The sequence below is a fragment of the Nonomuraea sp. NPDC050643 genome (assembly GCF_040654715.1).
GTDB lineage: Bacteria > Actinomycetota > Actinomycetes > Streptosporangiales > Streptosporangiaceae > Nonomuraea.
This window is the reverse complement of the sequence record NZ_JBFAIM010000001.1, coordinates 435,850-457,786: the sequence shown is the minus strand read 5'-3', so window position 1 is coordinate 457,786 and position 21,937 is coordinate 435,850. Positions and strand designations below refer to the sequence as shown.

The following is a 21,937-nucleotide window of genomic DNA, read 5'->3' as shown; positions in this document are numbered from 1 at the left end:
CCCACTCTTCGAGGGAGACCACACGTGACCACGTCCATCCAGACGTCCATCCAGACGTCGCCCCCGACGTCGCCCCAGACGCCCGCCCGGCCGCAGGCCACCGCCGGCCGGGCGCTGGCCCCCGATCTCGCCCGTGGCGCGATGCTGCTGGCCATCGCCTTCGCCCACGCCCCGCTCTTCGTCACCGACGTGAACCGCGGCCCCGCCGTGGCCAACAAGGTCGCGGAGCTCTTCCACCTCTTCTTCGTCAACAACCACGCGCGGCCGATGTTCGCCTTCCTGTTCGGGTACGCGCTGGTGCAACTGCTGGAGCGGCGGCTCGCGAGCGGCGCCGACTGGGTGAGCGCCCGCAAGCTGCTGCGGCGGCGGGGCTGGTGGCTCCTGCTCATCGGGTTCGTCCACATGGCGCTGCTGGTCCCGATCGACATCCTGGCCGCCTACGGGCTGTCCGCCGTGCTGCTGACCGGCCTGCTCCGGCGCCGGGACCGGGCCGTGCTGTGGACGGCCGGGCTGACCCTGATCCCCGCCACCCTCGTCGTGGGGTTCGGCATGTGGTTCCCGATGGCGCAGGGCATCTCCACCTACACCGCGGGCAGCATCGCGACCGACGGCCAGGGCTTCTGGGAGCTCCTCGCCGGCCGGCTCCAGACGTGGCCGATCACGCTGGTCATGGGGGCCGTCCTGGTCGTGCCGGGGGTGGCGCTGGGGATGTGGGCGGCCCGGCGGCGGCTCCTCGACGAGCCCGGGCGGCACCGCCGGCTCCTGGTCCGCGTCACCGTGCTCACCACCGCCGTGTCCGTCGCCGGAGCCACGCCGGCCGCCCTCATCCAGGCGGGGTTGTGGACGCGGCCGTCCGCCGGGGCCCTGTGGTCGGCCGCCATCGCGCAGCCCCTCACCGGATACGCCGGCGGCATCGGCCTGGCCACGCTCATCGGCCTCGTCGCGATCTCGGCCGCCCGCCGCCGCAACCGGCTCACCACGTTCGTCGAGGCCCTCGGTCAGCGCTCGATGAGCATGTACCTCTTCCAGTCGATCGCCTTCGTCGTGATCTTCTACCCGTTCGGGCTGGGCCTGGAGGACGACCTCGGCCTCGCGGGCGCCACGGCGGTGGCCACCGGCACCTGGGTGGTCTCGCTGCTCCTCGCCGACCTGATGCGCCGCGTCGGCTACCGGGGCCCGGCGGAGATCCTGCTGCGCCGCCTCACCTACGCGTCCGGGCCCAGGTAGGCGAGGACCGCCGCGACCCTGCGGTGCACGTCCCCGCTGTTCTCCAGGCCGAGCTTGGTGAAGATGGCGTTGACGTTCTTCTCCACCGAGGAGACCGACAGATGCAGGGCCCTGGCGATGGCCGAGTTCGTCCGGCCGTGGGCCATCTCACGCAGCACGTCCCGCTCGCGGGCGGTCAGCGCCTCCTGCTGGCCCCGTACGTCACGGCGGGCCAGCAGGCCCTCGACCACCTTCGGGTCGATGACCGAGCCGCCCGACGCCACCGCCCTGATCGCCCCGAGCAGCTCGTCCAGATCCCCCACCCGATCCTTGAGCAGGTACGCGTACCCCTCCGTGCCGTGCTTGAACAGCTCGAACGCGAACAGCGCGTCCGCGAACTGCGACAACACCACCACGCCGACCTTCGGGTGCGCGGAACGGATGCGGTGGGCCGCGTCGATGCCCTCGAAGCCCTGACGCCACTGCCCGCCCGGCATCCGGATGTCGGTGATCACGACGTCGGGGCCGAGCCGGCGGACCGCGTCCAGGAGCTCGTCGGCGTCGCCCACCGCGCCCACGACCGTCACCTCGCCCGACATCTCCAGCAACCGGCGGGTGCCCTCGCGCACCAGGTAGTGGTCGTCGGCCACCACCGTGCGGATCGGCTCACTCATCGACCGGCACCCACGCGTTCACCCGTGTCCCCTTCCCCGGCGCGCTCTCCACGGTCAGGCCGCCGCCGAGCGCGTCCAGCCGGTCGGCGAGCGTCGCCAGTCCCCGGCGGGCCGTCGCCGCCGGGTCGAAGCCCTTGCCGTCGTCGGCGACCGTGGCGCGCAGCCGGCCGTCCGGCTGCGACAGGCGCACCTCTATGGTGGCCGCGCCGGCGTGCTTGAGCGCGTTGGCGACGGCCTCGCTCACCGTGAAGTACATGGCTCCTTCGATCTCGTCGGAGTAGCGTCTGGCCCGCAGCGGCGGGGGCGAGGTGACGGTGGTGTGCACGGGCAGGCGGGAGCAGCGCTCCTCCACGGCCTCCACCAGGCCGCCCTGGCTGAGGGAGGACGGGTGGATGCCGGCCGCCAGCTCGCGCAGGTCGGTGAGCGTCTGGCGGGCCTGCTCGCGCAGGTGGGCCAGCATGTCGGGGCCGGCGCCCGTGGCCCTGGCCAGCTCGAGACCGGCGATGAGGGCGACGAGCTGCTGCTGTACGCCGTCGTGGATGTTGCGCTCGATGCGGCGGCGCTCGGCCTCCTGGGCGTTGACCAGGCGGCTCACCAGGCCCGCGCTCTGGATCGCCAGCCCTGCGGGCACGGCCAGGGCGCGCAGGATGCGCAGGTCCTCGCGGGTCAGCGGGCCGCTGCCCCGGGGGCCGCACTCGATGCGCCCGAGCCCGCCGCGTACCGGGAGTTCCAGGGCCGCCGGGCCCTCCTCCTTGCCCGAGACCACGCGGGTGCCGTCGGCGAGCGTCACGGCGGCCCACCCGACCTCCAGCCCGGTACGCACCGCCGCGGCCAGCCGGCCGACCTGCTCCACCGGTTCGGGCGTGTCCTCCAGCGCGGTGCCCAGGTCGGAGAGCATCTCGTCCACCGTGGGACGCATGTCGAACATCAGGTGCAGGCGCGATCCCTTGATGCCGATCCGGACGTCGAGCAGCCGGTAGCGGACCACCGCCACCGCGATCGCGACAGGCAGGGATCCGACCACCGTCAGGATGCCGAGCAGCCCCGCCGCCCAGAAGCGGGTGCCGCCGACCAGGAAGAACGACATCATCACCGCCCCGGCCATGGTCGCGGCGACGCCCCCGACCATCCAGGCGTACTGCCGGCGTTCGATCCTGCCGCTGCGCCGCCAGCGGACCACGAGCCCGCAGAAGACGACGGCCGCCATGATCCACGTGACGAGCTGCCCGGCCGCCGACGTGAACGCCCCGGCCAGCGCCACGGGCGACGGCTGCCCGGTCAGCGGCTGGTGCGGGCGGAAGCCCATCGTCACGAGCCCCAGGGTGTGCGCGGCGATGGCCGCGGCCGAGATCCACGCCACGGGCCGCCACCGGCGCGAGGGCAGTCTGCCGTCGGGGAACAGCAGGGGCACGAAGATCCAGGTCAGCCCGTAGTACACGGCGGACAGGTTGCTGAGGACGATGACGAGCGGGCCGGGGCCACCGCGGGCGGACAGCCCCACGCCGAACGTGAAGAGCCCCAGGACCAGCCCGCAGGCCAGGAGCAGCCATCCGTAACGCAGCTCGGGACGCCTGGAGGCCAGCAACCAGCCCAGCGCGGACAGGGGCAGGCCCAGCACGATGAACGCCCACTGCTGGGCGGGGGCGGGCAGGCCGCTCTCCATGAGCGTGCCGGACACCAGGCCGGCGGCCCCGATCCCCGCCAGCAGGCCGGCCATCAGCCTGGAACTCATAGGCCCCCATCGTGACGAGCCGGCCAGGAGGTCGTCTATGAGGTTATCCGCACATTTCCGGTGGCCAGCCGCACGGGCCAGAACGGCGGCCCGCCTGGTGGTCCCGATCTTCGTGGCCCGATTTCCTGGAGGGACCGACAGGGAAGGGAACTTTCTCATGCGTACTCCGCCGAAACCCGCCCGGATCCTCGCGGCGGCGGCCGTGGCCGTCACCATGACGGCCTGTGTGAACCAGGCGGCCCCCGTGCAGGCGACGACGGCCCCCGCCGTCGCGGCGCCGCAGATCCCGGACACGCCGGCGGGCAGGCAGCTTCGCTGGGTGCTCGACGTGGTCGGCCGCGCGCCGGTCCCGGACGCCGAGTTGGGCGGGCACTTCACCGCCGACTTCCTCAAGAGCGTCCCGCCCGCCCAGCTCAACCAGGTCCTGGCGGCCTTCAAGGGGCTGCGGTTCGACCGGCTGACGCAGTCGCAGGACCGGTCGGTGGTGGCCCGGGTGGCGGTGGGCAAGGTGCCGTACGACCTCTCGCTCACCGTGGACGGCGCCGGCCTGGTCAACGGCCTGCTGTTCCGCTCCCCCACCCCCAAGGACTGGGCCGAGCTGGACCGGCGCCTGGCCGGGATCGCGCCCCGGCAGGGCTTCCTGACCGCCGAGCTCACCTCCGGCGGCAAATGCCGCCCCCTGCACGCCACCGCCTCCGGCAAGGCGCGACCACTCGGCTCCATGTTCAAGCTGTACGTGCTCGGCGCGGTGGCCAAGAGCGTCAAGAGCGGCGCGTTCGGCTGGGACACCCAGCTCACGATCACGCCGGAGCTGAAGAGCCTGCCGTCCGGCGAGCTGCAGGACCGCCCCGACGGCAGCAAGGTCACGGTCCTGGAGGCGGCCAAGCTGATGATCTCCATCAGCGACAACACGGCCACCGACCTGCTGGTCCATAAGGTGGGTCGCAAGGCGGTCGAGCGCACGATGCGCGCCTGGGGCGTCGACGACAGGCGCAACGTGCCCCTGCTGACCACGCGGGACCTGTTCGTGCTCAAGGGCGCGGACTATCCGCGGCACGCCAGGCGATACCTGTCGCTGAGCGAGGGCAGGCAGCGGGCCTACCTGGAGTCGGTGCTGGCCAAGGTGCCGCTCTCCCAGGTCAAGGCGTGGGCGAAGCCGCGCGAGCTGGACACGATCGAGTGGTTCGCCACTCCTGCGCAGGTGTGCCGGGCCTACGCGGGGCTGGTCGAGCTGGGCGACAAGCGGATCGCCGAGGTGATGTCGGTCAACGACGCCGGGCTCGGGCTGGACAAGGCGCTGTGGCCGGAGGTCTGGTTCAAGGGCGGGTCGGAGCCGGGGGTGGTGGACATGGGCTTCCTGGCCCGTACGGCGGAGGGGAGGACGTACGTCACGATCGCGCTGGCGATCGACCCCAAGGAGCCGTTCCCGGCCATGCACGCGGAGTCGGAGCTGCTGGCACTGGCGCGCGGCGCGTTCGGCCTGGTCAAGGGGTCCTGAGGCGGGGCAGGGGCAGTCCATGGAATAGTTGAAAACTAAATTGGGTTGAGCGGGACAGAATCCGCTGGAAGGAGCGCGACATGCCCGCCGTGACCGTAGAGAACCCGCTCACCCTCCCCCGCCTGCCCGAGCCGGTGGCCGGGGCGCCGGGGCGCAAGGTGCTCGCCGTGGAGACCGCGCCCAGCGGGTTCGAGGGCGAGGGCTTCCCCGTGCGCCGGGCCCTTGCCGCCATCAAGCCGGAGTACCTCGACCCGTTCGTGATGATGGACCAGATGGGCGAGGTCGACTACGCGGCAGGCGAGCCCAAGGGGACCCCGTGGCACCCGCACCGGGGGTTCGAGACCGTCACGTACATGATCGACGGGGTGATCGACCACCTTGATTCCAACGGGGGCGGTGGGACGATCACCAATGGCGACACCCAGTGGATGACCGCCGGCGCGGGGATCCTGCACAAGGAGGCCCCGCCCGAGTGGCTGGTGCAGAAGGGCGGGCTGTTCCACGGGGTCCAGCTCTGGGTGAACCTGCCGGGAGCGAAGAAGATGATCGCGCCGAAGTACCAGGACATCGGCAGCTCCAGCGTCATGCTGCTGAGCAGCCATGACGGCGGCGCCCTGGTACGGCTCATCGCCGGGGACCTGGCGGGCAACGTCGGGCCGGGCAGCACGCAGACGCCCATCACGCTGCTGCACGCCACCCTCTCCCCGGGGGCGCGGCTGGTCATGCCGTGGCGCAAGGACTTCAACGCGCTGGCGTTCGCGCTGTCCGGGCGCGGCACCGTGGGGGCCGAGCGGCGGCCGTTCCACAGCGGGCAGCTCGCCGTGTTCGAGGGGTTCGGCAACCGGCCCGGACTGGCCACCTCGGGCGAGAGCGTCACGATCACGGCCAAGGACACGCTCGACGTGATCGTCCTGGGCGGCGAGCCCATCGGCGAGCCGGTGGCGCACTACGGGCCGTTCGTCATGAACACCAAGGCCGAGCTGGCGCAGGCGTTCGAGGACTACCAGGCGGGCAGGCTCGGCGCCATCCCGGCCGGGCACGCCTGACCCGCCACCCCGAGAGGCCCGCGAGTGCGGGCCTCTTGCTCATTTATGGAAGTAGGTAATAAAGTACTGCTTCATTATGAAGTATGAACATGATGCGGACGGATTGTTGTTCGACCCGCGCGCCAGGCAGGCCATGAGTGAGTTCATGGGTGGAGACGACACACTCGCGTTCGAGGCGGCCGCGGCCGTGCGGACCGCTTTTCAGGCCGTCGAGCGCATCCGGTCGCAAGGGAGCGAGGGCCGCGGGCTCAGCTCCGGGGCCATGGACCTCCTGCTGCGCCTGAGCTCGGCGGGAGACGAGGGGGCGAGCATCGGAGAGCTGGCCCAGGCGGCGGGGGTGACCTCCAGGAACGTCACCGGGCTCGTGGACACCCTCGAACGGGACGGGCTCGTCCGGCGGGTTCCCGACCGGCGTGACCGCCGCTCGGTGCTGGCGCAGATCACGCCTGGCGGGCGGGCCTGGATCGAGGCTTTCAGAAGGCCGTCGCAGCTCGCGATGGCGGCGATCTTCCGGGGCTTCACGCCCGAGGAGCTGGCCTCGCTGAGGCACTTGTGCCTGCGGCTGGCCGGCAACCAGGAGGTGGTGGGGCAGTGAGCGCCAAGGCGCAGGTGAGCACCAGGGAGATCGTGCGGGCCTATCACGACGCCCGGTTCCGCGGTGACGTGGCCGCCGCGGCGGCGACGGTCTCCGACTCGTCGTTCTCGTTCAGGAGCCCGTTCATCACCTCCGCCGACCCCGCCGGGCACCTGGCCGGGCTGGAAGGGCTCCTGCGGGTGGTGACGGAGGTGGAGATGATCAGCGAGCTGTACGGCGAGTCGGAGGCGACGCTGGTCTACGACGTGCACACGGCGACGCCGGCGGGCGTGCAGCGGACAGCCGAGCACTTCCGGGTCAGCGACGGGAAGATCGACAGGATCCTGCTGATCTTCGACGCGGCCCCGTGGCAGCCGATGGCGTCCGTGATCAGGTGAGCGGGAGCGCGGCAGCGGTCTGACGCCAGATGCGGCCGTCCCTGACCACCAGGGTGCCGTACGCGGTGACCCGGTTCCCGCCGACGGTCATGTGGGCGTTGTAGAAGATCACGTCCTCGGTCACCCGCTGCGCGACGATCTCGTCGACCTGGGGCTTGGCGGCCAGGTACGCGGAGAACAGCTCCCTGATCTCCGCGGGGCCCCGGGCGACGCGGTCGAGGCGGACGACCGTGGCGTCCTCGTGATACTGGGCCAGCAGCGCCTCCAGGTCCTGGCCGGCGATGGCGGCGAGCTGGCGGTCGAACACGTCTTGGGCGGTCATGCGGCACCTTCGGCGGGACGTGGGCGGAGCAGGTCGTAGGCCACCTGAGCCGCCGCGATCAGCAGGATGACCGGCAGCGCCGCCACGACCGGCAGCAGCGAGGCGGCCAGCGTGAGCGCGGCGGCGGTCAGGCGGATGGCGCCCGCGCGGCGGTCGCGGGAGCAGAGGTGCTGCAGGCCGAGCACGGCCAGCACCAGCGCGGCGGGCACCCCGACCGACCCGCTCGTGCCGGACGGGTGGGTGATCGCGTGCTCGATCCCGATCCCGAACGCCACCAGGCCGAGCGACAGCGGCAGGTGCGAGTACACCCACACCTGGCCGGCCACCTGCGTCCGCAGGACGACGGACTCGTCGAGGTGCCCGAAGTACAGCCACCAGAACCCCATCGCGATCGCCACCCCGGCCAGCGCGATCAGCAGCGCGCCCGGTGTGACCTCGTGGCCCTTCAGCCCGATGACGACCGCGGCGATGACCTCTCCGAGGACGATCACCACGAAGAGCCCGAAGCGCTCCGGCAGGTGCTCGCTCTGCGGCGGCAGCCTGCCCTGGTGGCGCCGGGCCAGCAGGGGCGTGACGAGGTCGATGACGAGGGCGACGGCCCAGAACGCGTACCGCTGCGGCGGGTCCACGGCGAGCGAGGCCAGCCAGATCACCACGGACACGGTGAACCCGGTGGCGTAGCGGGTGGCCAGCGCCCTGGCCTCGGGCACGTGCCGCCCGGCGCGCAGATAAGCGGCGATGAGCAGCACGCGCGCCACGGCGTAGGAGACGGCGAAGAGCCCCGAGCGCTGCTCGATGTCGCCCACACTGGCCGCCATGGTGGCGACGGCCAGGATCTGCGGCAGCGCGAGGAGGCGGTGGCTGACGTCGTCGGTGTCGAACCGGTTGGCGTAGAAGACGTAACCCGCCCAGGCCCACCAGACCGGTACGAACAACCCGGCGAAGGTGAGCACCCTGCCGGGATCCGTGCCCTCGGCGATGACGGAGGCCAGCTCCGCCACGGCCACGACGAAGACGAGGTCGTAGAGCAGTTCGAGCCACGTCGCCCGGCGGTGCGCGTCTTCGAACAGCCGTAATCGAGGCGGCTGCCACTGGCGGATGGTCACGACTGCTCTTTCCCCCTACGCTATGTAATTGTGTAATTATGCCCTATTTCAGGGTCAGGCAGGCCACGCGGGCACCGGCCGTGCCGACCTCGGGGCCGGAGGTCACGGTGGGCTGGGCGTGGATCACGAGCGAGCCCGGCATCTTGGCCGGGTCGAGCGCCCAGTCGTTACGGGCCGACGAGCGGCCCGAGCCCTCGGCGTCGGTGGTGACGTCGAGCCAGACCTCGCTGGCCGGGGTGATCTGGCCGGGGTGGTGCTGGTAGTGCGGGCCCGAGTCGTCGGGCTTCTTGCCGCAGGGCTTGGCGTGCAGGTGGGCGCCGTAGCGGCGGTCGGGCCGCAGGCCCTCGACGACGAGCGAGGTGCGGGTCTTGCCACCGGTGGACTCGACGGAGACGCTGGCCTGCGCCCCTTCGGGGACGAGCTTGCGGTCGTAGGCGATGGCGGCGGTGTCGGTGGCGGTGAAGTCACCGGCGCTGGACAGGTTGACCGTGTCGCCGGGGCTCTTGAAGTTCGCCCCGGCGCCCGAGGCGTCCTGGAGCGGAGCGGGCGGACCCGCGCAGGCGGCGGTCAGCAGGATGAGCAGAAGTGCGGGCACGCGCATGAGACCCCCATGAGTCGAGCCCCACGGCGTGAGGGCTCCGAGAGGGCACCCACTTTAACGAGTGACCGGCCTGCTACATACGGTTATCGCACCCTAGGCGCCGTGTTTCGCCGCGATGTCGTCGATCAGTGCGGCCAGCGTGAAGTCGAGGTCGGTGAGACCGCCCTTGTCGTGGGTGGTGAGGGCCAGGTGGAGCTCGCGCCAACGGATGTCGATGTCGGGGTGGTGGTCGAGCTCCTCGGCCCGCACCGCGATCTCGTCGACGATGCGGATGGCGGTGGGGAAGTCGGGCGCTTTGACCGTACGCCGGATCTCGTCGCCCTCGCGCCGCCACGCGGGCAGGTCTTTGAGCCTGCTGTCGATGTCGGTCATGCGCTCACGTTACTTCAGCGCCCCGGAGCTGAGCCCGGACTGGATCTGGCGCTGGAAGATGATGTAGATGATCATTACCGGGAGGATCGTGATCGACAGGGCCGCGAACAGGCCGGGCCAGTCCGCCTCATAGCCGGCCAGCGTGGAGATCCGGGCGATTCCCTGGGTGAGGACCCATTTGTCCGGGTCGCCGGCCAGGAGCACCAGGGGCAGCAGATACTGGTTCCACTGCCCGAGCACGTTGAAGATCGTGATGCTGACCAGGCCGGGCCTGGCCATGGGGACCATGATCTGGAAGAACGTGCGGGTGTGGGAGGCGCCGTCGATGGTGGCCGCCTCGGCGACCGCCTCCGGCAACGTCCGGAAGAACGCCGCCAGGAAGAACACCGTGAACGGCAGCGAATAGGCGATGTAGACCAGCACCAGGCCGACGTGGGAGTTGAGCAGGCCGACCGACCTGACCACGAAGAAGAGCGGCCCGAGCGCCAGGAAGACCGGGAACGCCAGCCCGGCCACGAAGTAGTAGTAGATGAGCTTGCTGCCGAAGAACCGGAACCGGGCCAGCACGTACGCCGCCATCGACCCGAACAGCATCGTCCCCGCCGTGCCGAAGAAGACGACGACCACGGTGTTGAGCATGTAGCGCCCGATGTGCGCCGTGTCCCACGCCCGCCCCCACGCGTCGAGCCGGAGCGCGCCGGGAAGCTGCAGCGGGTCGCCGAAGATCTCGGTGTTGTTCTTGAACGACGCCAGGAACGTCCACAGCAGCGGCAGGATGATGAGCAGCGCCCAGACGGCCAGCGCCACGTGGGAGAGCCCGTTGAGCACGCCGAGCCGGGGCAGGCCGCTCTTGTCACGCGAGGCCATGTCTAGAGCTCAACCCTCTCACGCCTGGTCGTACGCAACGTCAGCACGGCGAACGTCACGGTGAGGAAGAACAGCGCCACGCCCATCGCGGACGCGTACCCGACCTTCTGGTAGGAGAAGGCGGTCTTGTAGATGGTGACGGGCAGGATGGTCGTGGCGCCGTCGGGCTCGCCCTTGTCCCCCGCCAGCACCTGGATCAGCGCGAACCCGTCGAAGGCCGCGATGCCCAGATAGATCCAGCCGACCTGGATGGTGTCGCGCAGCAGCGGCAGCGTGATCGAGAAGAACAGCCGCACGCGGCCCGCGCCGTCGAGCGCCGCGGCCTCGAAATAGTCCTTGGGGATGGCGGCCATGCCCGCCGAGAACAGCACCACGTAGAAGCCCACGCCCTGCCAGATCATCACCGCGATGACGGACCAGAGGGCCAGGCCCGGCTCGATGAGCCAGCCGACGGGTTCGATGCCCAGCCTGGCCAGCACGCCGTTGATGACGCCGTCCTCGTCGGGACGGTAGACGGCCTGGAACAGCACGCCGACCACGGCCACGGCCAGGACCTGGGGGAAGAAGAACACCACCCGGTAGAACTTCGACCCCCAGACCCCGCGCACGCCCCCGCCGCCGCCCAGGTTCAGCAGGAAGGACAGGAACAGGGCGATGACGATCGTCGCGAGCGGCAGCACCACCAGCAGGGTCGCGTGGTTGCGCAGGGCCTGCCAGAACACCTCGTCGTCGAACAACCGGCCGAAATTGTCCAGCCCCACGTACCGGACGATCGAGCTGTAGCCGTTCCAGCTCGTCAGCGAGAGCTGGAACGCCTGGACGTAGGGGCTGATGACGAAGACCGAATAGAGCGTGAGGGGGACGACGAGGAATCCGGCGACGAACCCGTACGTGCGCAGCCGCCGCATGTGTCACTGGCTCCGCGTCTGCTTGGTGACCGCGTCGTCCTTCTTGACGGCGTCGGCCTTCTTCTGCATGTTGGCGCAGAACTTCTCCGGGGTGATGCGCCCGGCCATGACCACGTTGATCTGCTCGGTGCCGTAGTCGAAGAGCTCTTTGTACCAGCCTTCGAAACGCGCCTCGGTGATGACGTTCTGGCCGGCCCGGTCCTGGGCCTCGGCGGCGCTCTTCAACCCGGCGGGCAGGTCGACGTCGGCGGCGGCGCCGTTCACGACGGTGATGTTCTTGGTCTTCTCGGTGAATCCGCGCGCGCCCTCCTTGGAGAGCATGATGCGCAGGTACTCGAGGCCGCCCTGCGGGTTCTTACCCTTCGCGCCGACGACGAAGTTCTCGCCGACGCCCACCTGAATGGCGCCGTAGGGCATCTTGTCGGCGGCGGTGACGTCGGGGATGGGGGCGATGGCGTACTGGAAGTCCATCGTCAGGTCCTTGGCCATCTCGTTCTCGATCCACGAGCCGACCGGATAGAACAGCACCTTGTTCTGGATCTGCTTGATCTGGGTCTGGGTGTGGTCGAGGCCGAAATACGCCTTGTCGCCGAACTTCGTCTGGATGTCCACCCAGGAGGTGACCGCCTGTTTCATCGGCTCGGCGTTCCAGGCGTTGTCCACCAGGTTGTCGATGTCGATGATCACCTGGTTGCCGCCGATCTTGGCGGCCGTGTAGAGGACATTCCAGAGCTGGTAGTACGGCCCCTTCTGCCCCGGGTACGCGAACAGGACGATGTTCTCCTGCTTCGCCTTCTCCCCGAGCTCGGCGAACTCGGCCCAGGTCCGGGGCGCCCGCCAGCCCATCGACTCGAAGAGCTTGGCGTTGTACCAGAGCGCCCGGTGGGACACGGTGTAGTTGAGCACCAGCTCCTTGCCGTTGATCAGGGCGTTGTCGAGCACGGCGGGCGTGACGGTGTCACGCACCTTCTTGGCCGGGTCGTCGATCGAGGGCGCGTCGAAGAGCGCGCTCAGGTCGGCCAGGTGCCCCTCGCCGGCCAGCGCGGCCAGGTCCATCGACTCGGGGCCGGAGTTGTTGAGCACGTCGGGCGCGTCGCCGCCGACGAAGCGGGGGCGGAGCTGGGTGCCGATCTGCTGGGTGGCGTTGTGCTTGACGCTCACCCCAGGGAACGCCTTCTTGTAGAGCTCCTCGTGCAGGTCCTTGGCATAGGCGTCGCCGTAGCCGCCGCTGAAGATGACCACTTCGAGGGGCTTCTTCGCGTCCACGCCGAACGGGTTCTTCGGATCCGCGGAGACCGGGATCGAGGTGGTGGGGGCGGCCGCGGGCTCGCTTCCCGTGCCGGCGGTGGCGCAGGCGCTCAGCAAGCCCGCGCCGGGGCCCGCGACGAACGCGGTCATACCGATCCGGCGAAGCAACTGGCGCCGGGTGATCTCGCCCGGGTGGGTCATGGGGGGCTCCTGAATTAGGAAAGTTTCCTAAACGTTTGCCCGCAACGTACGAACGGCCGCCGACACGCGTCAAGGGGGTGCGATCGACACGTGACCTTGCCGTGATTCCCCTTGCCTAGAACGAGGTTCTAGAAGCAGAGTTGGTCACATGATTGAGGAGTACGCGGACCGGGTGTGGCGCGGCGAATCGGATGACAGCATCGTGGATGCGGGCATGGAGGGCAAGGGCGTCCACACGATAACGGATGGCCTGGGCTGGTGGTCAGGGTTCGGGAACGTGATCACCTTCGAGACCGAGGGCGAGCTGGTGCTGTTCGACACCAGCAGCCCGTTCTCGGCGGCGAAGCTGCACGAGGACGTGCGCGCCTGGTCGAAGGCACCGCTGACGACGGCCGTCTACTCGCACGGGCACATCGACCACGTGTTCGGGACGGCGCCGTTCGAGGAGTCGGGGCCGCGGGCCACGGTCTACGCCCACGAGGCCGTGGCCGATCGGTTCGATCGTTATCTGCTGACGAACGGCTACAACGCGGTGATCAACCAGCGGCAGTTCCAGAGCCCGGGGCTGCGCTGGCCGACCGCGTACCGGTATCCCGACGTGACCTACACCGACACGCTGACCGTGCGGCGCGGCGGACTGACGTTCGACCTGCTGCACGCCAAGGGCGAGACCGACGACGCGACCATCGGCCACGTACGCGAGCACCGGCTGCTGCTCCCCGGCGACCTGTTCATCTGGGTGACGCCCAATTGCGGCAATCCGCAGAAGGTCCAGCGTTATCCCCGGGAATGGGTGCACGCCCTGCAGCGCATGGCCGCCCTGGACGCCGAGATCATGCTCCCCAGCCACGGCGCGCCCGTCTTCGGCCGCGACCGCATCAGGCAGGCGTTGCTGGAGACCGCGCAATGGCTGGAATCGCTCGTCACACAGACCCTGGACCTGCTCAACGCGGGCGCCCGGCTCGACGAGATCGTGCATTCGGTACGCGCGCCGGCCCACCTTTCCGACCGCCCGTACCTGCGGGCCAGATATGACGAGCCGGAATTCGTCGTACGGAATCTGTGGCGCCTTTACGGCGGCTGGTACGACGGAAATCCGGCGAATCTGAAACCCGCCCCCGAAGCCGACCTCGCGAAAGCCGTGGCCGAACTCGCGGGCGGCCCCGCGGCACTCGCGGACGCGGCGATGAAGGCCCTGTCCGCGGGCGACGAACGGCTCGCGGGGCATTTCGCGGAAATGGCCGCCCTGGCGGCTCCGGACGACGCGGGCGTGCACCGCGTACGCGCGGAGGTCTTCTCCGCCAGGGCGGCCGGCGAGCTGTCCCTCATGGCGAAGGGGATCTTCACCTGGGCCGCCGCGGAGTCGGGGCGGCGCTCCTAGAGAGCCGGGTCAGTCCCGCCACCATTCGGGCCCCGGCGACCGCGTGAGCATGGGCAGCGAGCCCTTGGGCACGCCGTCGGGGGCCTTGATCAGGAGGGTGACGGCGTCGGAGGCGGTTCTGCTCACCACGAAGACGGTCCAGTCGCCCTTGACGTGCTCGGCGTCGACGTCGTAACTCATGCCGCCCGTGTCGCCGTCGCGCCACATCACCTCGTAGGTGATCCTCATCCCGGCCCCCTTCATGGCGGCCGTGACCTCCGCCACCGTCCTGCCGCGCACCTTGTAGCCGGGGATCACTCCCCCGTCGGGGTCGACGTTCTTCGCGACGGGATCGGCATAGGGCTCTCCCGGCGCGGCGGGCCTGCCGATGCCGAAGACGACCTTCCCGGTGAGGCCGACGGGGACGGAGACCGTCCCGCACCAGGCGGACGCGCAACCCTCGGTCACCGTGTCGAACACCAGGCCCGTGCCGGCCGGGAACTCGCCCTCCGTCACCGGGGAGATCAGCTTGCCCACGTCCTGCGGCGCCACGGGGGCCTTCTTCACGACCGCGTCCAGCCCGACCGCCCGGAACGCCTCCGTGAACCGCTCCGCCTCTGCCTCGGGGTCGTTGATCTCGACCTCGATGTAGCCTTCGCCCGCCTTGAGGGAGACCGCGGCGTTCGCGTACTCGGTGACGGGGCCACCGAACGGAGTCCAGACGACGAGGGCGGCGGCCAGCCCGGCCGCGACCACCCCGAGCCCGAGACCGCGCCTGAGCCCGCGCCCGGGTCGAACCGGGAGGCGCCCGCGGCCGGGCTCGCGCTCCTCGCCCATGATCGATTCCATCAGTGCCCGCGCCCCCGCGCCGGACGCCTGCCCCACGGGCTCCGCGGCCAGGTCCTCGTCCCGGATCCTGGCGAGATCGGCGATGTTCACGCTCTGCTCCCTTCCATCGCGACGGCGCGCGAGTAGTCGATCCCGGCCTTGGCCAGCCCACGGGCGAAGCGCTTGCGAGCGCGATAGAGCCTGACCCTCACGGCGTTGCGGGAGATCCCCAGGACCGTGGCGATCTGCCCCGGATCGAGCCGCTCCCAGGCGACCAGGGCGAGCACCTCCCTGTCGTCCTCGGACAGGGCGCGGAAGACCCGTCCCATCTGGGAGAGGTCCTGGCCGGCGGGGTCGGCGGCCAGCGGCACGGCGGCCAGTTGCCCGCGCAGGGCGGCGGTGCGCCGCTCGTGCCGCCGCTCGCCGCGCCGCAGGTTGGCCAGCACCTTCCTGGCCACGCCGAAGAGCCACAGCCTGGCCTCGTCCCCCTCGGGGATCTCCGTCAGGCGGCGCCAGGCGACCAGGAAGGTCTCGGCCACCACGTCGGCCGCGTCGTCCGGGTCGGGACACCGGCGCAGCGCGTACCCGAGCAGCGGCCGGTACGAGGAGGCGTAGATCTCCTCGAACCGGCCTTCGGGATCGTCTCCCACTTGGGCTCCTCACTTGAGTGCGTCAACACCCAAACCCATGTCCGCGATGGCCGGAGCATTACTGGGGGCGAGGAGTTTTCCAAATATCAGCCGAAATGGGCGCGCGTTTCGGCGAAGGCCTGGTCGGTGCCCTCCAGCGCCTTGGCCACGTCGGCCTCCGTGTGGGCGGCGGACATGAACCAGTTGTGCCAAGGGTGCAGATAGACCCCGTGCCGCAGGCAGGCGTCGCTCCAGTGCATGGCGACCGACAGGTCCGCGTCCCCGTCGAAGCTGAGCCACGGGATCGTCACGGGGCCCGTCTGGTTCACCACGAACCCGTGGGACTTGGCCTGGGCGTACAGGCCGTCTCTGAGCTGTGTGCCCGCGCGTTCCATGGCCGCGATGCCGCCGGTGTCGCGCAGCGTCTCGATCGTGGCCTTGGCCGCGGCCATCGCCACCGCCGAGAACCAGAACGAGCCCGTCGAGTACAGCGTCTGCGCGGGCCCGCGCAGCGCGTCGGTGCCGGTGACGGCGGCGATCGGGTGACCGTTGGCCATGGCCTTCGACCAGGCGGTCAGGTCGGGGCGGACCCCGTACGGCTCCCACGAGCCCCGCAGGTCGACGCGGAACCCGGCGCGCACGTCGTCGATCACCAGGGCCGCCCCCAGCCGGTCGGCCAGTGCCCGCGCGCCGCGGGCGAAGGCGGGCTCCACCAGCTCCTGGTCCTCGAAGGAGTCGTGCTTGAAGGGCGTGACGATGATGGCCGCCACGTCGCCCTCGACGGTGGCCGCCGCGGCCTCCAGGGACTCCAGCGAGTTGTAGGTGAACTCCACCAGGTCGGCCCGCTCGTTGGGGGTCGTGCCGGCGAGCGAGGGCGTGCACCACGGGTCGGCCCCGTGGTACGCCCCGTGCGCCATCAGCACCTTCGTGCGCCCCGTCGCGGCCCTGGCGACCATGAGGGCCTGCGTGGTGGCGTCGGTGCCGTTCTTGGAGAACATCGCCCAGTCCGCGCTCGGCACCGTGTCCACCAGCAGCTCCGCCAGCTCCACCATGACCGCGCCCGGCCCGTTGAGGCAGTCGCCGCGGGCGGCCTGGCGGGCGGCGGCCTCCTCCACGCGCGGGTGCCGGTGCCCGAGCACGACCGGGCCCCAGCTGCACATGAAGTCGATGTACTCGCGGCCGTCCGCGTCCCACTGGCGGCAGCCCTCGGCACGATCGAAGAACTGGGGGTAGCCGGGGGCGAAGAGGGCCGCGTTGAGGTGGCCGTACATGCCGCCGGGGACGACCTTCGAGGCCCTGCGGCGGAGTTCTGCGTCGGTGGTCATGAGAGGGGGTCCTTAGAGCAGGCTGAGGGTGGATTCGAGGTCGGTGAGGCCGGCGTCGGAGCCGAGTCCGGTGGCCACGCGGGCGGCGGCGGCCGTGCCCCAGCGGGCGGCGGTCGGCACGTCCCGGCCGTGCAGGAGGCCGGTCAGGAAGCCGGCGCAGTAGGCGTCGCCGCAGCCCGTCGTGTCCGAGACCTCCGTCTTGATCGCCGGGACCTCCGTGGTGCCGTCCGGCGTGACGACGAGGCTGCCCGCCTCCCCGAGGGTGACCAGCACGCCGCGCGGCCCGTCGGCGAGCAGGGCGCGGGCGGCGGCGCGTACGTCGGAGCCGCCGGTCATCAGCAGGGCCTGTGACTCGTTCGGCAGGACGTAGTCCACGTGCGGGAGGAACGCGCGGGCCATGCCCAGCAGGTCGGGCATCTCCGAGAGCAGGTCCATCGTGACGATCACGCCGGACGCCCTGACCTCGTCGAGGAGGGCGAAGAAGGCCGGGTCGCCGAGGCCGAACGTGACGTCCGTCCCGCCCAGGTGGATCGCCCGCGCGCCGCGCAGCACGTCGGGGTCCAGGTCGGCGTAGGTCACGCTCAGGTTCGCGCCGGGCACGTGGAAGCTGGGCCGCCCGCCGTCGGGCCTGATGGGCAGGATCGAGGCGGCCGTCTGCTCGCCCGCCCTGCGGACGAGGCGGGAGGTGTCGACCCCCCGCTTGGCCAGCACGGCGAGCAGGAAGTCACCCAGCTCGTCATCGCCGATCGCGCCCATGGTGACCACGTCGTTGCCCAGTTTGACCAGGTCCACCGCCGTTCCCGCGGCGGCGCCGGCGGCGGTGAGGCGGATCTGGTCGACCAGCACGGTGTCTTGGCCCTCGGGAATGTGGTCCACGGGCCTGGCGAGGATGTCGACGATGTGGACGCCGACGGTGACGACGGTCATAGTCTAAATAGACAGACGTCCGAATAAAAAGTCAACGGAGGATTGGATGCCGAAGATCGTCGATCACGACGAGCGCAGGCGCGAGGTCCTGTCAGCGGCCCGCCGGGTGATCGTCAGGGACGGCATCGACGCCGCCACCACACGCGCCATCGCCAAGGAGGCGGGCTACTCCAACGGAGTGCTCGCCCACTACTTCACCGACAAGGACGAGATCCTGCTGTCCGCGCTGCGCCAGTCCCACCAGCGCATCCGCGCCCGGCTGGCGGGCAAGGTCGAGGGCGTGACGGGGCTGGCGGCCCTGCGCGAGCTGCTGCTGGACAACCTGCCGCTGGACGCGGAGCGGACGCAGGAGACGCGGCTGGAGGTCAGCTTCTGGAGCCGGAGCCTGGCCTCGGAGCGGCTGGCCGAGGTCCAGAGCGCGGAGGCGGGCGAGCTGCGCGCCGCCGTACGCGACCTGCTCGGGCAGGCCCGGGCGGCCGGCGAGCTGAAGACCGGCGACAACCTCGACGACCTCGCCGAGCACCTGCTCGCCCTGGTCGACGGCCTCAGCCTGCACCTGCTCCTCTACCCCGGCCGACTGACCCGCGTGGACATCGAGCGCCTCATGCTGCAGGCGCTCGACCGCCTCTGAGCGATTGCCGCATTTCGGACGACCGACTACATTGCCAGCACATGAGCCTCCGTGAGCAGTTGTGCGAGTACGGCCGCCGCGCCGTCGAGCTCGGCCTGGTCATCGGCACCTCGGGCAACCTCAGCGTGCGCCAGGGCGACCTCGTCACGGTCACGCCCTCGGGCGTGGCACTCGACCGGCTGACGCCCGAGACGTGCCCGATCGTGGACATGGCGGGCCGTCTCGTGGAGGGTGACCTCCAGCCCTCCAGCGAGACCCCCATGCACCTGGCCGTCTACGAGACCACGGACGCGCAGGCCATCGTGCACACCCACTCGGTGTTCGGGACGGTCGTGGCCACGACGATGACCGAGCTGCCCCCGGTGCACTACAACGCGCTGCTGCTGGGCGGCGTGGTCAAGGTGGCCGGCTACGCCACCTACGGCACGCCCGAGCTGGCCGCCAACGTGCGCGCCGCCCTGGAGGGCAAGCGGGCCGCCCTGATGGCCAACCACGGCGGAGTGAGCATCGGGGCGACCCTTGAGGAGGCGTTCGAGGCCACCCGGCTGCTGGAGTGGCTGTGCGAGGTGTACGTGCGGGGGCTCGGCGTCGGCAGGCCCACCATCCTGACGGAGGAGCAGCTCGCCGCCGTGGTCGATCGGGCGCTCAACCCGCCCGAGTTCCCGCGCTTATGAGAGGGCCTATGAGAGGGCGGCCTGCTCCGCGAGGCCGAGGGGCAGCCCGCCGGACCCGGCGATCCGGTCGTGGAACTCCTTCGCCGATCCCCGGAACGAGGCCCGGATGCGGTCGATCTCGATGGCGCCCGTGAGGTACGACGGCGCCTGCGTCGGCCAGGCGCAGTAGCGGTTGACCTCGCCCTGCGCGGTGCCCGGCGACAGCGACGCCTTCGTGGCCATGAACGTCTCGGCCTCCTCGATGGACATGTCCTCGCAGTGCAGCGCGGTGTCCACGACGATCCGGGCGGCGCGGAAGATCCGGCAGTCCAGGTGGGCCAGCTCGGTGGCCGGGGTGTCGAAGTAGCCCTGCTCGTGCAGGAGCTTCTCGACGTACAGGGCCCAGCCCTCGGTGAAGTACGGCGTGCGGAAGACCTTCCTGACCGTACGGGGGTTGCCCGCCATGTACGACAGGTGCCAGTGGTGCCCGGGATACGCCTCGTGGACCGCGATCGAGGGCATCTGGGCCCGCGAGTTGGTGCGCAGGCGCTGGCGTACCTGCTCCTCGGTGAAGTCGTCCGGCGTGTAGGGGACGAAGAAGACGCCGGTGCGCGAGCTGCTCAGCGGAGGCGGCGACAGGTAGTGGGCCACGGACAGGACCGGCCGGGTGTACTCGGCCGACGGCAGCACGTGGCACTCCTCGCCCTCGGCGAAGGTGACCAGGTCCCGCTCCTTGACGAACGCGCGGGCCCGCTGGGTCTCGGTGTCGTACTCGGCCCGCATGTCGGCCAGGGTCGCCGGGTGGTCGTCCATGAGGAACTCCATGGCCGCCCGCCAGTCCTCGGTGCCGTTGACCCGCAGCGCCACCTCGCGCATCCGGGTGTCCAGCTCCGCCCAGGCGGCCTGGCCCTTCGCGTGCAGCTCGGCGGCGCCGTAGCCGAGCAGTTCGCGCTCGCGCAGCAGCGTGGAGTAGAGCCGCTCCCCCATCCGCCAGGTGCCGCCGCACTCGAAGCCCTCGAGGAACGTCACCAGCTCGTCGAACGCCCGCGCGGCCGGCTCGGCGGCCTCCGCCAGCTTGGCGCGCAGGGCGGTGTCCGCGACCATGGACGGGATCGTGCGGGTCAGGAAGTTGCGGCCGGTGCGCGCCTGGCCGAGGCCGCGCTTGACCAGCAGCGGCGCGGCCAGGTCGGGGTCCAGGTTCGCGCGGCAGGCCGCCAGCACGCCGGGCACCTCGGCCAGCCGGGACAGTGCGGCGGCCACCAGCTCGGGCTCCGGCTTGAGCCGGTGCTGGAACGGCTGGAACATCGAGCCGAAGATCGCCGTGAGGTAGAGGCTGGGGTCGCGCCGCCACTCGGGCCAGGACGCCATCGCGATCGAGCCTCTGAGCTGCGACAGGACGAGATCTCTGTCGATCGCGTCGTCCGGCGTCGGGGCCTCGGCGGCCGACAGGCGCTCGACCCAGCGAACCTGCTCCCGCTCGCGGGCGGCCCAGCCGGCGGCGGTCAGGTCTCCGAGGGTGTGATCGTAGCCGTCGGCCCCCAGCGCACTGGCCACGACGGGACGGTCGGAAAAGTACCAGTTGAGAAACTCGTCCACCAATGCACCATATCCTGAGCAAATGCCCCTTCAGATCACTGGCGCACTAGGCGACCCTGACCTGATTCGCCTCCCTTGGGAGGTTCCGCTCCAAGACTGGCCGCAACACCATCTGGTCGATCTGCCGCGCGGCATCTCGCGGCACGTCGTACGCTTCGCCCGGCTCTCCGGCAAGGTGTACGCGATCAAGGAGATCAGCGAACGCTACGCCAAACGGGAATACCAGTTGCTCTGGGACCTGGCCCGGCTCGACGCGCCCTCCGTGGAGCCGGTGGCGTACGTCACCGGCCGCGAGGAGGGCCTCGACGCGGCACTGATCACCAGGCACCTGCAGTTCTCGCTCCCCTACCGCGCGGTCATGTCGAGCACCCTGCGGCCCGACACGCTCACCCGCCTGCTCGACGCGCTGGCCGTGCTGCTCGTCCGGCTGCACCTGAACGGCTTCTACTGGGGCGACTGCTCGCTGTCCAACACGTTGTTCCGCCGGGACGCGGGCGCGTTCGCCGCGTACCTGGTGGACGCCGAGACCGGCGAGATGCATCCGATGATCAGCGAGGGGCAGCGGCTCGGCGACATCGACGCCGCGCACACGAACATCTTCGGCGAGATGCTCGACCTGGAGGCCGGCGGGCTGCTGCACCCGTCGATCGACCCCATGGAGACCGCCGAGGACGTCGTCTCCCGCTACCACCGCCTGTGGGACGAGATCACGCAGAGCGAGATCATCGAAGAGGTGGACTGGCACCGGGTGGAGCAGCGCATCAGGCGGCTCAACCTGCTCGGCTTCGACGTCGCCGAGATGATGGTGCGGCGCAAGGTCGGCACCGGCCGGCTGATCGTGCGGCCCAAGGTCGTGGACGCCGGGCACCACCAGCGCCGGCTGCTCCGGCTGACCGGGCTCGACGTCGAGGAGAACCAGGCCAGGCGGCTGCTCAACGACCTCGACGGGTTCCGGGTGGCCAAGGGGCTGCGGCACGAGGACGAGGCCATCGTGGCGCACCGGTGGCTGGCGGAGGTGTTCCAGCCGACGGTCGAGGCCATTCCCGCCGGGATGCGCGGCAAGCTGGAGCCGGCGCAGCTCTTCCACGAGATCCTCGACCACCGCTGGTACCTGTCAGAGGAGGAGGGCTCCGACGTCGGGCTGTCCACGGCGGTGAAGTCGTACGTGGACAACATCCTCGTACACAAGCCCGACGAGCGGGCCCTGCTCCCCGACGAGCCCGATCAGTAGACGC

Annotated in this window: 23 protein-coding genes; 9 read left to right on the top strand and 14 right to left on the bottom strand. The window is 70.6% G+C overall.

All coding sequences use genetic code 11. The annotated features are described in order from the left end of the window. Positions 1-24 precede the first annotated feature (24 nt). Positions 25-1,227, top strand: a complete 1,203-nt coding sequence (locus AB0I15_RS02085) for a DUF418 domain-containing protein (protein WP_358088656.1) — start codon at positions 25-27, stop codon at positions 1,225-1,227. Here the strand turns inward: AB0I15_RS02085 and AB0I15_RS02080 are convergent. Both AB0I15_RS02080 and AB0I15_RS02075 read right to left on the bottom strand, forming a co-directional pair. Further along, positions 1,206-1,880 (bottom strand): response regulator transcription factor, encoded by a 675-nt coding sequence (locus AB0I15_RS02080; RefSeq protein WP_358088654.1) that lies wholly within the window; start codon positions 1,878-1,880, stop codon positions 1,206-1,208. The genes AB0I15_RS02085 and AB0I15_RS02080 overlap by 22 nt on opposite strands. After that, positions 1,873-3,612, bottom strand: a complete 1,740-nt coding sequence (locus AB0I15_RS02075; RefSeq protein WP_358088652.1) for an ATP-binding protein — start codon at positions 3,610-3,612, stop codon at positions 1,873-1,875. The genes AB0I15_RS02080 and AB0I15_RS02075 overlap by 8 nt, the downstream gene beginning before the upstream one ends. A 157-nt stretch (positions 3,613-3,769) precedes the next feature. On the opposite strand from AB0I15_RS02075, the gene AB0I15_RS02070 reads away from it, so the two are divergent. The 4 genes from AB0I15_RS02070 to AB0I15_RS02055 all read left to right on the top strand — a co-directional run bounded on the left by AB0I15_RS02070 (position 3,770) and on the right by AB0I15_RS02055 (position 7,128). Continuing rightward, the gene (locus tag AB0I15_RS02070; RefSeq protein WP_358088650.1) at positions 3,770-5,110 is read left to right on the top strand and encodes a serine hydrolase; all 1,341 of its coding nucleotides are present in this window, start codon (positions 3,770-3,772) and stop codon (positions 5,108-5,110) included. Positions 5,111-5,190: 80 nt separating this feature from the next. Further along, positions 5,191-6,156 (top strand): pirin family protein, encoded by a 966-nt coding sequence (locus AB0I15_RS02065; RefSeq protein ID WP_358088647.1) that lies wholly within the window; start codon positions 5,191-5,193, stop codon positions 6,154-6,156. A 76-nt stretch (positions 6,157-6,232) separates the two neighbouring features. Beyond that, a complete protein-coding gene (locus tag AB0I15_RS02060) occupies positions 6,233-6,751 on the top strand; it encodes a MarR family transcriptional regulator (RefSeq protein ID WP_358088644.1) in 519 nt (172 codons plus the stop codon). Next, a complete protein-coding gene (locus tag AB0I15_RS02055; protein WP_358088642.1) occupies positions 6,748-7,128 on the top strand; it encodes a hypothetical protein in 381 nt (126 codons plus the stop codon). The genes AB0I15_RS02060 and AB0I15_RS02055 overlap by 4 nt, the downstream gene beginning before the upstream one ends. On the opposite strand, the gene AB0I15_RS02050 is transcribed toward AB0I15_RS02055, so the two are convergent. From AB0I15_RS02050 to ngcE, 7 genes are all read right to left on the bottom strand, one after another. Then, positions 7,121-7,450 carry a nuclear transport factor 2 family protein gene (locus AB0I15_RS02050; RefSeq protein ID WP_358088638.1) on the bottom strand — a complete coding sequence of 110 codons (330 nt, stop codon included), beginning with the start codon at positions 7,448-7,450 and terminating at the stop codon, positions 7,121-7,123. The two genes, AB0I15_RS02055 and AB0I15_RS02050, sit on opposite strands and share 8 nt — an antisense overlap. Continuing rightward, positions 7,447-8,556 carry a low temperature requirement protein A gene (locus AB0I15_RS02045; protein WP_358088636.1) on the bottom strand — a complete coding sequence of 370 codons (1,110 nt, stop codon included), beginning with the start codon at positions 8,554-8,556 and terminating at the stop codon, positions 7,447-7,449. The genes AB0I15_RS02050 and AB0I15_RS02045 overlap by 4 nt, the downstream gene beginning before the upstream one ends. A 43-nt stretch (positions 8,557-8,599) precedes the next feature. Continuing rightward, positions 8,600-9,157, bottom strand: coding sequence for a superoxide dismutase family protein (locus AB0I15_RS02040; RefSeq protein WP_358088634.1), 558 nt, complete (start codon positions 9,155-9,157; stop codon positions 8,600-8,602). A 93-nt stretch (positions 9,158-9,250) separates the two neighbouring features. After that, positions 9,251-9,529: a 4a-hydroxytetrahydrobiopterin dehydratase gene (locus AB0I15_RS02035; RefSeq protein ID WP_358088632.1), complete on the bottom strand. Its 279-nt coding sequence runs from the start codon at positions 9,527-9,529 to the stop codon at positions 9,251-9,253. Between the two features lie 9 nt (positions 9,530-9,538). Further along, entirely contained in the window at positions 9,539-10,396 is an 858-nt protein-coding gene (locus AB0I15_RS02030; RefSeq protein WP_358088630.1) for a carbohydrate ABC transporter permease, read from the bottom strand. A gap of 2 nt (positions 10,397-10,398) precedes the next feature. Then, positions 10,399-11,304 carry a sugar ABC transporter permease gene (locus tag AB0I15_RS02025; protein WP_358088627.1) on the bottom strand — a complete coding sequence of 302 codons (906 nt, stop codon included), beginning with the start codon at positions 11,302-11,304 and terminating at the stop codon, positions 10,399-10,401. Positions 11,305-11,307: 3 nt separating this feature from the next. Further along, the gene (ngcE, locus tag AB0I15_RS02020; protein ID WP_358088624.1) at positions 11,308-12,753 is read right to left on the bottom strand and encodes an N-acetylglucosamine/diacetylchitobiose ABC transporter substrate-binding protein; all 1,446 of its coding nucleotides are present in this window, start codon (positions 12,751-12,753) and stop codon (positions 11,308-11,310) included. 148 nt (positions 12,754-12,901) lie between these two features. Here ngcE and AB0I15_RS02015 point away from each other — a divergent pair, with 148 nt between their 5' ends. Then, positions 12,902-14,134: an alkyl sulfatase dimerization domain-containing protein gene (locus AB0I15_RS02015; protein ID WP_358088622.1), complete on the top strand. Its 1,233-nt coding sequence runs from the start codon at positions 12,902-12,904 to the stop codon at positions 14,132-14,134. Between the two features lie 9 nt (positions 14,135-14,143). On the opposite strand, the gene AB0I15_RS02010 is transcribed toward AB0I15_RS02015, so the two are convergent. The 4 genes from AB0I15_RS02010 to AB0I15_RS01995 form a co-directional block, all read right to left on the bottom strand. Beyond that, positions 14,144-15,052, bottom strand: coding sequence for a hypothetical protein (locus AB0I15_RS02010; RefSeq protein ID WP_358088619.1), 909 nt, complete (start codon positions 15,050-15,052; stop codon positions 14,144-14,146). Further along, positions 15,049-15,591, bottom strand: a complete 543-nt coding sequence (locus AB0I15_RS02005; protein ID WP_358088616.1) for a sigma-70 family RNA polymerase sigma factor — start codon at positions 15,589-15,591, stop codon at positions 15,049-15,051. Before AB0I15_RS02005 ends, AB0I15_RS02010 begins: the two co-directional genes overlap by 4 nt. 86 nt (positions 15,592-15,677) lie before the next feature. Further along, positions 15,678-16,895 (bottom strand): aminotransferase class III-fold pyridoxal phosphate-dependent enzyme, encoded by a 1,218-nt coding sequence (locus AB0I15_RS02000; protein WP_358088613.1) that lies wholly within the window; start codon positions 16,893-16,895, stop codon positions 15,678-15,680. A 12-nt stretch (positions 16,896-16,907) separates the two neighbouring features. After that, positions 16,908-17,822: a carbohydrate kinase family protein gene (locus tag AB0I15_RS01995; protein ID WP_358088610.1), complete on the bottom strand. Its 915-nt coding sequence runs from the start codon at positions 17,820-17,822 to the stop codon at positions 16,908-16,910. Positions 17,823-17,868: 46 nt separating this feature from the next. Here AB0I15_RS01995 and AB0I15_RS01990 point away from each other — a divergent pair, with 46 nt between their 5' ends. Both AB0I15_RS01990 and AB0I15_RS01985 read left to right on the top strand, forming a co-directional pair. Further along, positions 17,869-18,453 (top strand): TetR/AcrR family transcriptional regulator, encoded by a 585-nt coding sequence (locus AB0I15_RS01990; RefSeq protein WP_358088607.1) that lies wholly within the window; start codon positions 17,869-17,871, stop codon positions 18,451-18,453. A 41-nt stretch (positions 18,454-18,494) separates the two neighbouring features. Beyond that, the gene (locus tag AB0I15_RS01985; protein WP_358088604.1) at positions 18,495-19,127 is read left to right on the top strand and encodes a class II aldolase/adducin family protein; all 633 of its coding nucleotides are present in this window, start codon (positions 18,495-18,497) and stop codon (positions 19,125-19,127) included. Positions 19,128-19,133: 6 nt separating this feature from the next. Here the strand turns inward: AB0I15_RS01985 and AB0I15_RS01980 are convergent, their stop codons facing one another. Further along, positions 19,134-20,702: a DUF885 domain-containing protein gene (locus AB0I15_RS01980; RefSeq protein ID WP_358088601.1), complete on the bottom strand. Its 1,569-nt coding sequence runs from the start codon at positions 20,700-20,702 to the stop codon at positions 19,134-19,136. Between the two features lie 22 nt (positions 20,703-20,724). On the opposite strand from AB0I15_RS01980, the gene AB0I15_RS01975 reads away from it, so the two are divergent. Next, positions 20,725-21,933 carry a DUF4032 domain-containing protein gene (locus tag AB0I15_RS01975; RefSeq protein WP_358088598.1) on the top strand — a complete coding sequence of 403 codons (1,209 nt, stop codon included), beginning with the start codon at positions 20,725-20,727 and terminating at the stop codon, positions 21,931-21,933. The last annotated feature ends 4 nt before the right edge of the window (positions 21,934-21,937 follow it).

Bases quoted from the DNA above. Each gene is read 5' to 3' on its own strand.
- AB0I15_RS02080 (WP_358088654.1), bottom strand. From the start codon at position 1,880: ATGAGTGAGCCGATCCGCACGGTGGTGGCCGACGACCACTACCTGGTG.
- AB0I15_RS02040 (WP_358088634.1), bottom strand. From the start codon at position 9,157: ATGCGCGTGCCCGCACTTCTGCTCATCCTGCTGACCGCCGCCTGCGCG.
- AB0I15_RS02025 (WP_358088627.1), bottom strand. From the start codon at position 11,304: ATGCGGCGGCTGCGCACGTACGGGTTCGTCGCCGGATTCCTCGTCGTC.
- AB0I15_RS02070 (WP_358088650.1), top strand. From the start codon at position 3,770: ATGCGTACTCCGCCGAAACCCGCCCGGATCCTCGCGGCGGCGGCCGTG.
- ngcE (WP_358088624.1), bottom strand. From the start codon at position 12,753: ATGACCCACCCGGGCGAGATCACCCGGCGCCAGTTGCTTCGCCGGATC.
- AB0I15_RS01990 (WP_358088607.1), top strand. From the start codon at position 17,869: ATGCCGAAGATCGTCGATCACGACGAGCGCAGGCGCGAGGTCCTGTCA.
- AB0I15_RS02035 (WP_358088632.1), bottom strand. From the start codon at position 9,529: ATGACCGACATCGACAGCAGGCTCAAAGACCTGCCCGCGTGGCGGCGC.
- AB0I15_RS01995 (WP_358088610.1), bottom strand. From the start codon at position 17,822: ATGACCGTCGTCACCGTCGGCGTCCACATCGTCGACATCCTCGCCAGG.
- AB0I15_RS02065 (WP_358088647.1), top strand. From the start codon at position 5,191: ATGCCCGCCGTGACCGTAGAGAACCCGCTCACCCTCCCCCGCCTGCCC.
- AB0I15_RS02050 (WP_358088638.1), bottom strand. From the start codon at position 7,450: ATGACCGCCCAAGACGTGTTCGACCGCCAGCTCGCCGCCATCGCCGGC.
- AB0I15_RS01975 (WP_358088598.1), top strand. From the start codon at position 20,725: ATGCCCCTTCAGATCACTGGCGCACTAGGCGACCCTGACCTGATTCGC.
- AB0I15_RS02015 (WP_358088622.1), top strand. From the start codon at position 12,902: ATGATTGAGGAGTACGCGGACCGGGTGTGGCGCGGCGAATCGGATGAC.
- AB0I15_RS02060 (WP_358088644.1), top strand. From the start codon at position 6,233: ATGAAGTATGAACATGATGCGGACGGATTGTTGTTCGACCCGCGCGCC.
- AB0I15_RS02030 (WP_358088630.1), bottom strand. From the start codon at position 10,396: ATGGCCTCGCGTGACAAGAGCGGCCTGCCCCGGCTCGGCGTGCTCAAC.
- AB0I15_RS02000 (WP_358088613.1), bottom strand. From the start codon at position 16,895: ATGACCACCGACGCAGAACTCCGCCGCAGGGCCTCGAAGGTCGTCCCC.
- AB0I15_RS02075 (WP_358088652.1), bottom strand. From the start codon at position 3,612: ATGAGTTCCAGGCTGATGGCCGGCCTGCTGGCGGGGATCGGGGCCGCC.
- AB0I15_RS01985 (WP_358088604.1), top strand. From the start codon at position 18,495: ATGAGCCTCCGTGAGCAGTTGTGCGAGTACGGCCGCCGCGCCGTCGAG.